The sequence below is a fragment of the Streptomyces violaceus genome, assembly GCF_036014075.1.
In the GTDB taxonomy this organism is placed as follows: Bacteria; Actinomycetota; Actinomycetes; order Streptomycetales; family Streptomycetaceae; genus Streptomyces; species Streptomyces violaceus.
Genome location: NZ_CP107911.1, coordinates 6,814,621 through 6,828,233, shown reverse-complemented (window position 1 = coordinate 6,828,233; position 13,613 = coordinate 6,814,621). Strand labels below are relative to the sequence as shown.

The window sequence follows — 13,613 nt, the reverse complement described above, 5'->3', positions numbered from 1 at the left end:
AATCTTCGACGATCTCAACTGGCGCCGCGCTGGGTGCTGTTGCGATGCAGTGTGCCACGGCCTTTCAGACCGTCACAGCGCACTCTGCAATTTTCAGAGTGACACTTGCCAAGTGTTCACGCCGGGGCGATAGTGGCAAGCGTGATTCCGTCCGCGCCCTTAGGAACAGCCGCCGCAGGCCCTCCCGGCATCGGTACCGCCGGAGTCGGCCCCGCCGGGGCCGCTGCCGAGCGCCGGTTCCGTTTCGAGCTGGCCGCACATCCGGGTTCCCCCGCACAGGCCAGACGCCTGACGCGGGCCCGGCTGGCCGGCTGGTCGGTGTGCGAGGACACGTGCGACAGCGCGGCCCTGGTGGTCACCGAGCTGGTCACCAACGCCATCGTGCACACGGCGAGCGCACACATAGTGTGCGAGCTGCACGACGGCGACGACCTGGTGCGGATAGCGGTGCGTGACGAGGGCTGCGCCCCCGGCCAGCCCCACGCGGCCGGCCGGACGCGGCCCGAGGAGGAGCACGGGAGGGGACTGCTTCTCGTCGATGCCCTCTGCGAAGCCTGGGGTGCCCATGAGCACGGCCCCGGGCTGCTGGTCTGGGCCGAGCTGCCGCGCACGGCGGACACCCCGTGTGACCCGTCGGAGCCCCGGAACGACCTGGGCTGGGGCGCCCGCCCGAAGCCGGGTCCGTCCGACGACCCGGGCGGCGACGCGGACGGAACCCACGAGGCGCGTCACGCGAGGAGCGCGCCGGAGGTCCCCGCGCAGGGGCGACCCCGAGAGCAGGGGGCGGCATGACGTCCGCGCACGGTGGCCGCGTACTGAACCTGGACAGCCTGGCCCGCCTCCGGCGCGGGCTGCGTACGCCGGGTCCGGCCCTGCGCCTTCCCGTGCCCGACGGCATGACCGCACCGCTCGGCTGCGACGCGGTCGCGGTCCCCGCCCGTCTCGGCCGGCTGGTCATCCCCCGGCTGCCCCGCGCGGGCTGCGTCTACGCCGACGCGACGCACTGGTGGTGGCTGGTGCCGGCCGACTCCGACCACGCCCTGGAATGGCCGTCCCCCGCGCGGTACGCCACCGGCGCGGTCGTCCCGGACGTCCCGGAGATCCCCGAACTGATCCACCGCCCGAACGGCAAGCTTCCGTACACCCCGCCGATACCGCTGTACCTGGCCCTGTGCCGCGTGACGGGGACCGCACCGGCGTGGTCACGGCCGGTCAGCGCGTAGGGCTAGCCGAGCACGGCTCGGCCGAGGCGCGGGGCTGTCGCACACGGGCCGGTCAGCGCGTAGGGCTTGTCGAGCATGACTCAGCCGAGGCGCGGGGCTGTCGCACACGGGCCGGTCAGCGCTCAGAGCCTGGCGAACACCACTCGGTCAGCGCGCAGGGCCAACCAAGCACAACCCTCCGACGCGCAGGACCCACCAAGCACAACCCGGCCGACACGCAGGACCCACCAAGCACAACCCGGCCGACACGCAGGACCCACCATGCATGACTCGCCCGGCGCGTAGGACCTACCGGGCACATCCCGGTCGAGGCATACGCACCACCCCCACGACCCCGCGCCGCCCCACGCCTCCCCCGGTCCGGTCGTGCGCCCGCGCGCATCCGGCGCCCCGGGCTGCGCCCTGCCCGGGCGGGCTCCGCCCCCGCGATAGTGGCCGTTCGTTCACGAGCGGGGCCTGAGCGGGGAGGTCGGTCGACGGTGGGGAAGAAGCGGACCGCGCCGGAGGTGTCCGAGTCGGAGCGGCTACTCTTCGGCGGGCCGCTGCGCTACGACATGGGCTGGAACCAGCACGCCGACGCGTTCCTGGAGCTGAACTTCCGCGCCATGATCACCCGGTTGCCGTCCCTGTTGTCGTCCAGCCTCCGGCTCGCCCGGCAGGCCGACCGGGGCGCCGCGCGGATCGTGCTGGCCTCCGAGGCGGGCCGGGGCGCGGCCCAGGCGGTGAGCCTGCTCGCGGTCAACAGCGTGCTGGCCCGGCTGATGGGCGGCGGGCCGATCGACGACCGGCTGCGCGGAGCCGTCCCCGCACTGGTCACGGTGGCCCTCGTGATGCTGATCGCGGCACTGCTGCGGGCCGCGAGCACCTACGCCACCGGCCGCCTGGAGCCCAAGGTGGAGCGGGTGGCGACCGAGCGGTACCTGGAGCGGGCCGCGACCGTGGAACTGGCCGCGATCGAGGACCACGCCTTCCACAAACTGCTGGACACCGCGCAGTACGGCGCCGCCTCCGCCCGCCGGATGATCATGTACGGGACGCGTGTGATCAACGCGATGATCTCCCTGGTCGCGGCGGCCGGTGTGCTGACCGTGCTGCATCCGGCCCTGCTGCCGCTGCTGGTGACGATGACGCTGCCGAGCGCCTGGAGCGCCCTGACCGTGGCCCGGCGGCGCTACGAGTCCTTCCACGCCTGGGTGCAGCATGCCCGCGCGGGCCGGCTGCTGGGCAACCTGCTGATCGAACCCGAGGCGGCCCCCGAGATCCGGGTGCACGGTGTGGGGGCGTTCCTGCTGCGGCACTTCCGGGCGATGTCGGAGACGGCCGAGGCCGAGCAGGCCCGCCTGGCCGGGCTCGCCGCCCGTACCGGCCTGATCGCGGCGGCGTGGACGGGCCTGGCGACGGTGGCGACGTACGCGACGCTCGGCGCACTGCTGCTGGCGGGTTCGATGGCTCTGTCGGTGGCGGGTACGGCCGTGATCGCGATCCGGACCGGCTCGCAGAGCCTCGACACGCTCGTGGTGGAGGTCAACGCGCTGCACGAGGAGGCGCTCTTCGTCGGCGACCTGCAACGGCTGTACACGGAGGCGGCGCAGCGCGCGATCCCGGCGGGAGGCCTGGCGCTGCCGGAGGACCCGCGCGAGATCCGCTTCGAGAACGTCACGTTCCGTTACCCGGGCGACTCGGCCCGCCCCGCTCTCGACGACGTGACGCTCGCCCTCCCGCTGGGCCGGATCGTGGCGCTGGTCGGCGAGAACGGCTCCGGCAAGACCACCCTGGTCAAGCTGCTCGCCGGGCTGTACACCCCGGAGCGGGGGCGGATCCTGTGGGACGGCGTGGACGCGGCGACCGCCGACCGGCACCGGCTGGCCGAGCGGATCGCGATGGTGGCGCAGGACTTCAAACGGTGGCCCTTCACGGCCCGGGTGAACGTCGCCCTGGGGCGTACGTCGGCGCCCGTGTGCGATGAGCGGCTGGCCGCGTCGATCGCCGAGGCCGGAGCGGAGACGGTGGTCGCGGACCTGCCGCGCGGGCTCGACACGCTGCTCGCCCGCAACTTCAGCGGCGGCCACGAACTGTCGGGCGGCCAGTGGCAGCGGCTGGGCATCGCCCGGGCGGCCTACCGCAGAGGCAGCATCCTGATCGTGGACGAGCCGACGGCGGCCCTGGACGCACGGGCCGAGCTGGAGGTGTTCGAGCGGATCCGCGCCCTGGCCGACAGCGGCCAGACGGTCGTGCTGATCACGCACCGGCTGGCGTCCGTCCGCCATGCCGACCTGGTGCACGTCCTGGACCAGGGCCGGCTCGTGGAGTCCGGGACGCCGGACGAGCTGCTGGCCACCGGCGGGCTCTACGCCGAGCTGTACGCGCTCCAGGCGGAGCAGTTCACCAGGCCACCTACGACGGTCACGCCACCCACGACGGCTCCGCCGGTCGTGCCGGTCACGAAGGTGCCTGCGCCGAAGGCGGGCTGAGCCACGCCTTCCCGGGCCGTCCGTCAGGCCGTGGCGTCGGCGCTGTCCCCGCTGCGCACGATCACCAGGAACATGTCTGTCGCGAGGTCCATGACAACCTCGGCAGGCAGGCCCTCCAGACGCCGCGCCTGCGCGAACTCCTCCGCCGGCCAGGAGCCACGCGGCCCACCGGCGGGAAAGCTCTCGAGCACCGTTCGCCCGTTCACCCTGCACCTCCATGTCGCGCTGTACTCGTAGAGTTAAACGCCAACCATGGGGTGAACGGCTCGCGAAGTGACGGTTCTGAGACGTAGTTGACACTCGTTCACCGCCAAGTGTGACCAACCTCTCAGCCTCTTGGCGGATGTGCTCACTTTGTGTATCAGTCGTCGTACTCGTCGTGATACCGGATGCGCTCGCTTCCCGCAGGCGCCCCAAGAGCCGACGAGCGCCCCTTGGGCTCCTCCCACGCCTCCTGCCTGCCCAGCGCGGTGAGGTCCAGCAGGCTGGTGGTCGAGCCGAGGCCGTCGAGGCCGCGCTCGTACGTCGAGTAAGCGTGGAAGACCCGGTCGCGGTCCCGCAGGAAGCAGCTGAGGCCGGGCCGCTCGACGAGTTCCCCCTCGCGTTCGAGCGTCACCTCGAAGTCGCGGTTGAAGCCACTCCCGTACGACGAGTACCAGGGCACCGTCAGCCCATCCGGGCCTTGAAGGGCAGGATCTTCGAGAAAGGCGCCCGGGAGACGGCCGTGAACGACGTGCTACGAGCCTTGAGATGGGCGAGATGCCCTATTTGATCCAGGAAACCCGAGCAGCTGCGGCAGCCTGCCTCCGACTCGGGCGCGAACATGAAGTGGTAGACGACGAGCTGGTTCCGCCCCTCGAACAGGTCGAGCAGCGTGGCATTGCCGTCCCCGCCCTCGAACACGTACTCCTCGTCGACCTCCACCATGGGCAGTCCGCGCCGCTCGGCGCCCAGCGCGTCCCGCGCGCGGGTGGCGGCCTTCTCCTTGACCAGCAGTTCGGCGCGCGCCTCGCGCCACTGCTCGCGCGAGGCGATCTCCGGAAGCGACATGAACCCCTCCTGTGGCAACGGTCCGTCCGGGGTGGTGACCGGTGGGAGGGGCGGAACTCATCGCCGGCTCACGAGGTTTTTTCCGCGTACGTCACCGGCAGCGCGGCCAGACCCCGGTAGCTACCCTCCTTCGCTCGTGCCTTGTCCAGGGAGAGGCGGGGATCGGCGAGGGCCGCGCGGACGTCCTCGTACCTGGTCACGAGCCAGGCGGGACTGCCGTCGGGGCCGGCTGTGCGGTGCACCGGCGCGCTCTCGCGCAGGCGCCGGTACACGTCGTGGGGGTTCTCGAGGAGGCCGTGGGCTGGATCCATGCGGGCCAGCCTGGAAAATCAGGTGTCGTACTCCTGGATGCGCCGGCCGTGACCGCGGTCCACGAGCCCGGGCAGGCGCTCCTCCAACTCCCCTGCCACCGCGGGCACATCGATCGTCAGCAGGGTCCGGTCGCGCATCAGGATCCGTCCGTCGACGATCGTGGTGCGGACGTCGGACGAGCGGGCGCTGTGCACGAGGGTGGCGGCGAGGTCGTGGACGGGCCGGGTGTGCGGGCCGGTGAGGTCGACCAGGACGATGTCCGCCCTCCGGCCCGGCACGATGCTGCCGACGCTGTCCCCCAGCCCCACGGCACGGGCGCTCTGCAGGGTGGCGTGGTGCAGGGCCTGGCGGGAGGTCAGCCAGCGGGGATCGCCCTCGGCCGACTTCTGGACCAGCGAGGTGAGGGCCATGGACTCCCACACGTCGAGGGAGTTGTTGGAGGCGGCGCCGTCGGTGGCGAGTCCGACGGGGACGCCGATGTCGCGCAGGGCGCGGACCGGTGTGGTGTCGGGCCAGGCGAACTTGAGGTAGCCGCGGGGCGCGGTGGCGACGGCCGTACGACCGCCCGCCCGCTCCAGGACCGGCAGGTCGCGGTCGGTGATGCCGGTGCCGTGGGCGAGGAGCACGTCCGTGTCGAGGATCCCGGTGCGGGCCAGGACCTCGATCGGGGTGACGCCGTGGCGGGCGAGGCTGGTGTCCGTCTGGTTCCGGTTCTCCGCGGCGTGGAGGTGCACGGGCAGGCCGTGCTCGCGGGCGAGTTCGGCGGTGGCGGCGAGGTCGGTGTCGTCGACCGTGTAGGGGGCGTGGGGCGCGAGCGCGGTGGTGATACGGCCGTCCGCCGAGCCGCGGTGCCGCAGCGCGAACCCCAGTGACCGCTCCCGGCCCTCGGGACCCTGCGAGGAGAAGTAGGCCTCGCCCAGCAGCGCCCGCATGCCGCACTCGGCGACCACCGCGGCGACCGCGTCCATGGCGAAGTAGTGGTCGGCGAAGCAGGTGACGCCGGCGCGGATCATCTCGGCACAGGCGAGCCGCGCGCCCAGCTCGACGTCCTTCGGCGTGAGGTTGGACTCGACGGGCCAGACGACGTCGTTGAACCACTCCTCGGTGGGCAGGTCCTCGGCGATGCCGCGCAGCGCGACCATCGGCGCGTGCGTGTGACAGTTGATCAGGCCGGGCAGGGCGACCTGGCCACGGGCGTCGAGCCGCTCGGCGGCGGCCAGGTCCGCGACCGCCGAGGTACTCGTGACGGCCTCGACGATCCCGTTCCGTACGACGATCGCGGCGTCCTCCTCGAAGCCGATCCGCTCTTGGTCGTCGTGCACGAGGACGGTGCACGCGCTGATGACGAGGTCGGCGGGACTGTCCGCGGCAGAAGGCGTCATCACGCCAACGTACGACGAGGGCGCTATCCGGCGAGGGGGGTCCGGGGCAGTCGGAGCCCCACCCGTTCCCCGGGTCCGTCGAGTTCGTCGAGGACCGCGGCGAGGCGTTCCGTGTGGCGGGGGCCGATCCGGCCCGTGTCGTCGAGGTGCACGGCGCAGGCGGTCGTGGTGTCGACGAGGCGTTCGAGGAGGTCGGCCACCTCGTCCGCGCCCTCGGTGTGCCGGGCGAGGGCGGGCAGTTCGTGCGCGGAGAGGGAGATGGCCGTGCGGGCCTCGGCGAGGGTGCGGTAGGCCTCGCGACGCAGGGTCCAGCGGGTGGCGCGGTGGTCGGAGGGGGTGCCGGAGCCGCCGATGCGCGGGGCGTCGGCCTCGTCGAGGACATGGGTGAGGTAGGCGTACGCGGCTCGGCTCGCCGCCGCGAGCCTGGCGCGCACTCCCCCGCCCCGCTGGCCGGGCATCGGAAGGTGCCCGACGATCAGCACGATCGCGCAAGCCAGCAGTGTTTCGCCGATCCGGCCCGCGGAGGCCTGTGCCTCGCCGCCGACCATGACCAGGGCGAGGACGAGAACGGTGACGACGGCGGTCTGGGCGGCGAAGTGCCGGGTGGCGACGGGTATCAGCGCCCCGCTGAGCGCGACGAGCGCGATGAGCCCTTCCGGCCGGGGCAGGACGACGGCGAACCCGGCGAAGAGGAGAGCGCCTAGGACGGTCCCCGCGGCCCGGTTCAGCACCCGTGAGGCCAGCGGCCCCAGGTCGGGCTTGACGAGGAAGACGGCGGTGGCGGGCAGCCAGTACCAGTGCTCGTGCTCCCCGTACCACTGGGTCTGGTGCAGCGCCTGGGCGACCGCGGAACTGGCCCCGAAGCAGAGGGCGACCCGCAGTCCGTACTCGCGTCCGGCGGTCCCGAAGGCGGCGCGCAGCCGGTCCCTGGCGGTACGGGGCCGGGTGTGCAGATCGCCGCCCCCGCCCTGGTCGAACACCTCGGCGGCCTCCAGGAGGGCGTCGTCGAGGGCACGCAGCGCGGGCGCCGAGCGAGAGGGGGCGGGCAGCGGCCCGGTGTGGGTGTTGTCGCGTACGGCGGCGGCGAGCCGCCGGGGACCTTCGGAAGCCCGTTCGGACACGGCCTCCTCGGCCCAGGCCAGCGCGGTGGCGGCCTCGGCGAGGGGCAGCGCGGCGGCGTACTGCGCGTGCAGCCGTCGCTCGGTGGAGGAGGAGGCGTACCGCCGCAGCCGGGGCCCGGCGAGCGCGTCCTGGGCGTGGTCGAGGGCGGCGGTGAGCGCGGCACGACGGCGAATGGCGTCCGGCCCGCCGACGGCGTCGAGGAGCTCGGCGACGGCGTCGTACACGCCGGCCACGGCGGCCCGCTCCCCGTCGAAGCGGAAGTCACCGGCGAGGGAGCCGGGCGTGGGCAGCACGAGCCGGAGCACGAGCAGCCAGCCGGCCCCGGCGAGGAAGGCGAGCGCACGCTCCCACCCCGCCTCGGGCAGGGGCATCCCCGCGCCGATCGCCGCGCCGACGAGCAACTGTGTCCCGGAGGCCGACGCGACGGGCCCCACGGCGCTCATCCCCCCGGCGACGAGCCCGACGACCGTGAGGACCACGGTGAGCACGACCGCGCCGGTCTCGTCCCCGGCATACGTCCCGATCACCAGCCCCAGGGCACCGCCCAGCGCGGGCACCCCGAGCCGCTTGACCGAGACCCGCCGGCTCCCGGGCCGGTCGTTGATCCCGGCGAGCATGGCGGCGATGGCGGCGACGACACCGAGAGACGTACGCCCCGTCTCCACGGCCACCAGCAACAACGGCCCGGCGGACAAGGCCCCCCGCGTCACCGCGCTCCAGGGCACCGGCCCACGCTGAGCGCGCAGGGCGTGCGCGAGCCAGGGCGGCAACGCAAGGGAAAAACGGCGGGACCGGGACACAGGGCTCCTGTCGTCTCATCGAGGGCAGGGGTGGGCCTTCGGGCGACGGTGGCCGGGGCGGGGTGTGGGTGTCCACGGTAAGCGGGGTTCCTGGAGGAAAGGTTTCCGGAACGTGACGGAGTGCGGGAGAGCCGGGTTCTTTATGAACGCAATCGGCGACGACGGTCAGCTCCGCGCCGCCTCCAGGGTCCGGGCGAGGAGTGTCTCCGCGTCGGTGATCGTCCGGGCGAGCGCGCCCGGGTCGCCCGTCAGGCTCCGGACGAGCTCGTCCACGTCACGCAGACCCGCCCGCGCGACGAGCCCCTTCTCGTTCGTGACCCACTCCCCACGCGCCGCCAGCACGGCGTGCGCGGTCTGTGTCGCGGCGAGGGCGATCGCTCCCGCCACCTGGGTGGTGGCGGCTTTCGGGGCGTGGCCGGCCCTGGCGTAGGCGAGGGTGGCGGTGGCCATGCCGTACCAGTGGGCCGGGGCGGTCTCACGCAGGGCCGGTGGGTAGGTGCCGGGGCGTGGCAGTGTGCCCCGCAGCACCTTGTTGATCGCGAGTTCGGCGACGAGCAGATACGTCGGGATGCCCGCCAGATGGAACATCAGCGGCTCGACGCGGAAGCGGCCTTCCTCGGCCTCCGCCCGCTCGTGTTCGACGACGTCCAGATCGCGGTAGTGGACATCCACGCGCCTGCCGTCGATCGTCAGCCAGGCACCTCCGTTGAAGACACCGCCACCCCACGCGCCGATCGCGGACACCTCGCCCTCCCAGCCGGTGGCGCGGAGATCGGCCGGGTCGAAGGCGCCGCGGTAGTAGACCGCGAGGTCCCAGTCGCTGTCGGGCCGTTCGGTGCCCTGGGCCCGGGAGCCGCCGAGGGTGACGGCCTCGACGGCGGGAAGGGCGGCGAGGCGGTCGGCGGTGGTGTCGAGGAAGGCCTGGTCCGGGAGGGTGGGCACGGGTGCGGCTCCTGGCAGATGGGAGGGTGAAGTCCGGTGCAGCGTACGACCGTCCTTCGGACGGGGTGCAACGAAATTCGCGTGCGGCGACTCGACGGAACCCGCATGATCAGCGGATTCAAGCCCCCTCAGATCGGAGCCCTCGTGATCCGCCGCGTCACCGTGCCGACCCTGTTCCCGCCCCCCGCCTACTCCCATGCCTCCGTCGTGGAGGCCGGTACCGAGCTGGCCTTCCTCGCGGGCTCCGTGCCGCTCGACGCCGACGGCAACCTCGTCGGCGCGGGCGACCCGGTGCGTCAGGCCGAGCAGGTGGTCGCCAATCTCGAAGCCCAACTGCACGCGGTGGGCAGCGACCTGCCGCACGTCGTGGCGACCGACGTGTACGTCGTGAGCAGTGAGCCGACCGTGCTGTCCGCCGTCTGGGAGGTCGTCGAGGCGTCCGGGCTCAGTGCGGGTCCGCACTCGTCGACGCTGATCGGCGTGGCGTGCCTCGGGTACACGGGGCAGCTGGTGGAGATTACGGCGACAGCCGTCGTTCCGTAGCAGCAGCCGGCCGGCGGCAGCCGACAGCCGACAGCCGACAGCCGACAGCCGACAGCCGACAGCCAGGAGGATCGCCATGTTGATCGAGCACCGCGGGCGGCGCCCCGTGGTCCCCGAGTCCGCGTACGTCGCTCCGACCGCCGTCCTGTGCGGGGCGGTCGTCCTCGGTGAGCGCAGCCGCGTGCTGCACGGGGCCGTGCTCACCGCCGAGGACGGGGAGGTGCGGGCGGGCTCGGACGTCGTCGTGATGGAGAACGCGCTGGTGCGGGGGCGGGCCGGGCACCCCGCCGTGATCGGTGACGCGGTGCTCGTCGGCCCGCACGCCCATGTCAACGGGGCGACCCTCGAGGACGAGGTCTTCGTGGCCACCGGCGCCTGCGTCTTCCCGGGGGCCGTCGCGAGCACCGGCTCCGAGCTGCGGATCCACAGTGTGCTGCACGTCAACTCCGTGCTGCCGCCCGGCACGGTCCTGCCCATCGGCTGGATCGCGGCGGGAGCACCCCGCGCCCGGCTCTTCGCCCCCGGCGAGCACGACGAACTGTGGCAGATCCAGGAGGCGCTGGACTTCCCCGGCACGGTGTACGGCATCCCGCGCGGCACGTCGATGCGGGAGGTCATGGCCCGCCAGGTGGCGTTCTACGGGGCCCATGGCGACGACGTCACCCTGGACGGCCCGTCATGAGCTACCCCCGTTCGGGCCTCCCCCACACCCTCCGTTTCGGCAGCGCCTCCGCATAGCTCCCCACCCGGCTCGTCGTCAGCCCCAGGGCCACCAGCGACTCCGCCAGTTTGACCGCCGCGGCGACCCCGTCGACGACCGGCAGGCCCAGCTTCTCCCCGACCGCCCGCTGCAACCCGGTCATCCCGGCGCAGCCCAGCACCAGCACCTCCGCTCCGGCCGCACAGGCCCGTTCGGCGGCGGCGAGGAAGGCCGTCTCGGTGCGCTCGTCGTCGCCGAGGTCGAGCACTTTCAGGCCCGTGCCGACGACCGCGGCGCAGTTCCGCACCACGCCCGCCGTCTCCAGGCTGTCCTCGATCTGGCCGCGCGACCGCTCCAGCGTGGTGACGACGCCGTAGCGGCGGCCCAGCAGGCAGGCGAGATGCGCGGCGGCCTCGGTGATGTCGACGACGGGTACGTCCACCAGCTCCCGCACGCCCTCCCGCCCGTGCTCCCCAAAGCCGGCCATGACCACGGCGTCGTACGACGGTCCGTCGTAGGTCCGCAGCGCGTCCAGGACGGCCGCGGCGGACAGGTAGCTGTCGAGCCATCCCTCCGCGGACTCGGGCCCCCAGGCGGGAGTCAGTCCGGTCACGGTGGTGCCCGGGCCTGCGGCGACCCGGGCACCTCGTACGATCTCCTCGGTCATCTCCTGCGTGGTGTTGCAGTTGGTGACGACGATCCGCACGTCGCTCAGACCTCCATGGCAGGGCGCTCGGCGGTGCGTTCGGCGGTGCGTTCGCTGCGGCACAGGGCCGCGTACAGCCCGGCCGCGAGTGCCGTGCCGATGAACCAGGAGTACGGCGCCACATCGCTGAAGGTCTTCACCAGCGCGAGGACGGCGGCGACACCGGCCGCGGGCAGGAACGCCCACAGCGCCTTGGGGTTGACGCCCTTGCGGTAGTAGAAACGGGAGCCGGGGGTCGCGTCGAAGAGTTCGTCCACGTTCACACGGCCGCGCTTGACCAGGTAGTAGTCGACCATGATCACGCCGAACAGCGGACCCAGGAAGGCCCCGAGGCCGCCGAGGAAGTAGTTCACGACGGTCGGGTTGGAGAAGAGGTTCCAGGGGGTGACGAGCAGGGCCGCGACCGTGCTGATCATGCCGCCCACCTTGAAGGTGATCTTCTGCGGCCAGACGTTGGCGAGGTCGTACGCCGGCGAGACGAAGTTGGCGACGATGTTGACGCCCATGGTGGCGATGGCGAAGGTCAGCGCGCCCACCACCAGCACCCAGGTGTTGCCGATCTCGGCGACCAGGTAGGCCGGATCGGTGATCTCCTTGCCGAAGACCTCGAAGGCCCCGGCGGTGACGATGACCGACACGATCACGAAGGCCGTGGAGTTGATGGGCAGGCCCCAGAAGTTGCCGCGCTTGACCGTCTTGTAGTCGGGCGAGAAGCGGGAGAAGTCGCAGAAGTTGAGCATCAGCGTGCCGTACGTGGCGAGGACCAGGCCGATGGCGCCGAACCACTGGCGCCACTGCTCGCCCACGGAGACCGGGTGCGGGGTCGAGGTGAGCGAGATCGTCCAGCCGGCCTTGGCCAGGATCCACACGGCCAGCGCGATCATCACGAGCCAGATCGCCGGGCCGCAGAAGTCCTGGAACTTCCGGACCGATTCCATACCCCGGCTGATGATCGCCGCCTGCACCAGCCACAGGGCGATGAAGGAGACCCAGCCGAGTGCGTCGAGCCCCAGGAAGGAGTTGTGCGTCCACGACTCCAGGCTCGGCCAGGCCGCGAGCAGCATCACGTTGACGGCCACGGAGGCCAGGTAGGTCTGGATGCCGTACCACATGATGGCGATCACGGCCCTGATCAGCGCCGGGATGTTGGCGCCCCAGACACCGAAGGCGATACGGCTGACCACCGGGAAGGGGACGCCGTGGCGCTGCCCGATCTTCCCCATCCAGTTCATGCCGATGTAGATGATCACGAAGCCGACGAGCAGGGACGTGAAGATCTGCCAGACGTTCATGCCGAGGAAGAGCAGTCCGGCGGCGAAGGTGTAGTTGCCGAGGTTGTGGACGTCGGACATCCACATGGCGAAGAGGTCGAAGACCTTCCAGTTGCGCTTCTTCGCGGGCGCGAGGTCTTCGTTGGTGAGCCGGGGATCGGGGACGAACGCTGGGGTGCCGGTGGTCGCGGCACGGTCGGCGAGGGACACGGGGGCCTCCATGAGCAAGGGGACGACGGAGGGCTGCTCGATGGCAACTGTTCGGTGGGGACTGCTCAACGGGTGGGCATTTGGTATACCAAACTGCGCTCATGGTCTCCCCGTCAACCGTTCTGACCGATGTCGCTGTTGTTAACGCTCCGTAAAAGACCCCTCGCCTCGGCGAAGATGGACTGCATGACGAAGATCGAACCCCTGGGCGCAGTGCGCGAACGCGTCACCTCCGAGCTACGGCAGGAGATCATCGCGGGCAGCCTCCGCCCCGGCGACCGCCTGGTAGAACGCGAGCTGGCGGAGCGCCTCGGCGTCTCGCGCGTTCCGGTCCGGGAGGCGATCCGGGCACTTGTCACCGAGGGCTTCGTCCACTTCGAGACCCCGCGCCGTACGGTCGTACGCCGCCTCACCCCGACCGACGTCAAGGAACTGTTCGAACTGCGCGAGGCACTCGAGGTCTACGCCGCCGGACTCGCCGCCTCCCGCGCGACCCCGGAGGACCTGGCCGAGGTCCAGGAACTCCTCGACCGCGCCGCCGCAGCGACCGAGGCCGAGGACGCCGAGGTGATCACGGACGTCAACAGCCGCCTGCACGACCGCATCGTGGCGATGGCGGGCAACAGCCTGCTGGCCGAGGCCCTGGATCCGGTCGCCGGCCGGCTGCGCTGGATGACCCGGCGCAACGAGGAGTGGCCCCAGCTCCTCGTCGAGCACCGCGAGTTGTACGAGGCGATCGCCTCGGGCGACCCGGACCGGGCCCGCGCGCACGCGCTCACGCACGTACGGACCAACTACAGCTCCACGGTGCGGCACCTGTTCGGGGACGAAGAACTCCCGTAGAACCCCATCGCCCTCCCGTAGAACCCCATCGTCCTACC

Annotated in this window: 12 protein-coding genes and 2 pseudogenes; 6 read left to right on the top strand and 8 right to left on the bottom strand. The window is 72.0% G+C overall.

The window, feature by feature from the left end; all coding sequences use genetic code 11:
• Positions 1-141 precede the first annotated feature (141 nt).
• The 3 genes from OG542_RS30680 (at position 142) to OG542_RS30670 (ending at position 3,694) form a co-directional block, all read left to right on the top strand.
• A complete protein-coding gene (locus OG542_RS30680; protein WP_408057802.1) occupies positions 142-792 on the top strand; it encodes an ATP-binding protein in 651 nt (216 codons plus the stop codon).
• The gene (locus OG542_RS30675; RefSeq protein ID WP_311125098.1) at positions 789-1,223 is read left to right on the top strand and encodes a hypothetical protein; all 435 of its coding nucleotides are present in this window, start codon (positions 789-791) and stop codon (positions 1,221-1,223) included. The genes OG542_RS30680 and OG542_RS30675 overlap by 4 nt, the downstream gene beginning before the upstream one ends.
• 479 nt (positions 1,224-1,702) lie before the next feature.
• Positions 1,703-3,694: an ABC transporter ATP-binding protein gene (locus tag OG542_RS30670; protein ID WP_328415024.1), complete on the top strand. Its 1,992-nt coding sequence runs from the start codon at positions 1,703-1,705 to the stop codon at positions 3,692-3,694.
• A 23-nt stretch (positions 3,695-3,717) separates the two neighbouring features.
• On the opposite strand, the gene OG542_RS30665 is transcribed toward OG542_RS30670, so the two are convergent.
• The 6 genes and pseudogenes from OG542_RS30665 to OG542_RS30640 all read right to left on the bottom strand — a co-directional run bounded on the left by OG542_RS30665 (position 3,718) and on the right by OG542_RS30640 (position 9,302).
• Positions 3,718-3,900, bottom strand: a complete 183-nt coding sequence (locus tag OG542_RS30665) for a hypothetical protein (RefSeq protein WP_184596776.1) — start codon at positions 3,898-3,900, stop codon at positions 3,718-3,720.
• A 155-nt stretch (positions 3,901-4,055) separates the two neighbouring features.
• Positions 4,056-4,744: pseudogene (locus OG542_RS30660) on the bottom strand (DUF899 domain-containing protein).
• Positions 4,745-4,839: 95 nt separating this feature from the next.
• Positions 4,840-5,055: pseudogene (locus OG542_RS30655) on the bottom strand (cytochrome P450); the annotation flags it as partial.
• A gap of 18 nt (positions 5,056-5,073) precedes the next feature.
• Entirely contained in the window at positions 5,074-6,438 is a 1,365-nt protein-coding gene (locus OG542_RS30650) for an amidohydrolase (RefSeq protein ID WP_328415022.1), read from the bottom strand.
• 23 nt (positions 6,439-6,461) lie between these two features.
• Positions 6,462-8,360 (bottom strand): FUSC family protein, encoded by a 1,899-nt coding sequence (locus OG542_RS30645; protein WP_328415020.1) that lies wholly within the window; start codon positions 8,358-8,360, stop codon positions 6,462-6,464.
• Positions 8,361-8,525: 165 nt separating this feature from the next.
• Positions 8,526-9,302, bottom strand: a complete 777-nt coding sequence (locus OG542_RS30640) for a nucleotidyltransferase domain-containing protein (RefSeq protein WP_328415018.1) — start codon at positions 9,300-9,302, stop codon at positions 8,526-8,528.
• A 105-nt stretch (positions 9,303-9,407) separates the two neighbouring features.
• Between OG542_RS30640 and OG542_RS30635 the strand changes: the two genes are divergently transcribed.
• Positions 9,408-9,845: a RidA family protein gene (locus OG542_RS30635; protein ID WP_328415016.1), complete on the top strand. Its 438-nt coding sequence runs from the start codon at positions 9,408-9,410 to the stop codon at positions 9,843-9,845.
• A gap of 76 nt (positions 9,846-9,921) precedes the next feature.
• Positions 9,922-10,527, top strand: coding sequence for a gamma carbonic anhydrase family protein (locus tag OG542_RS30630; RefSeq protein ID WP_328415014.1), 606 nt, complete (start codon positions 9,922-9,924; stop codon positions 10,525-10,527).
• Between the two features lies 1 nt (position 10,528).
• Here OG542_RS30630 and OG542_RS30625 read toward each other — a convergent pair whose 3' ends face one another.
• Both OG542_RS30625 and OG542_RS30620 read right to left on the bottom strand, forming a co-directional pair.
• A complete protein-coding gene (locus OG542_RS30625) occupies positions 10,529-11,251 on the bottom strand; it encodes an aspartate/glutamate racemase family protein (RefSeq protein WP_328415012.1) in 723 nt (240 codons plus the stop codon).
• 5 nt (positions 11,252-11,256) lie between these two features.
• Positions 11,257-12,732 carry an NCS1 family nucleobase:cation symporter-1 gene (locus OG542_RS30620; protein WP_193480636.1) on the bottom strand — a complete coding sequence of 492 codons (1,476 nt, stop codon included), beginning with the start codon at positions 12,730-12,732 and terminating at the stop codon, positions 11,257-11,259.
• A gap of 186 nt (positions 12,733-12,918) precedes the next feature.
• Between OG542_RS30620 and OG542_RS30615 the strand changes: the two genes are divergently transcribed.
• Positions 12,919-13,575 carry a GntR family transcriptional regulator gene (locus OG542_RS30615; RefSeq protein ID WP_328415009.1) on the top strand — a complete coding sequence of 219 codons (657 nt, stop codon included), beginning with the start codon at positions 12,919-12,921 and terminating at the stop codon, positions 13,573-13,575.
• Positions 13,576-13,613 lie beyond the last annotated feature (38 nt).

Bases quoted from the DNA above. Each gene is read 5' to 3' on its own strand.
- OG542_RS30675 (WP_311125098.1), top strand. From the start codon at position 789: ATGACGTCCGCGCACGGTGGCCGCGTACTGAACCTGGACAGCCTGGCC.
- OG542_RS30650 (WP_328415022.1), bottom strand. From the start codon at position 6,438: ATGACGCCTTCTGCCGCGGACAGTCCCGCCGACCTCGTCATCAGCGCG.
- OG542_RS30635 (WP_328415016.1), top strand. From the start codon at position 9,408: ATGATCAGCGGATTCAAGCCCCCTCAGATCGGAGCCCTCGTGATCCGC.
- OG542_RS30630 (WP_328415014.1), top strand. From the start codon at position 9,922: ATGTTGATCGAGCACCGCGGGCGGCGCCCCGTGGTCCCCGAGTCCGCG.
- OG542_RS30615 (WP_328415009.1), top strand. From the start codon at position 12,919: ATGACGAAGATCGAACCCCTGGGCGCAGTGCGCGAACGCGTCACCTCC.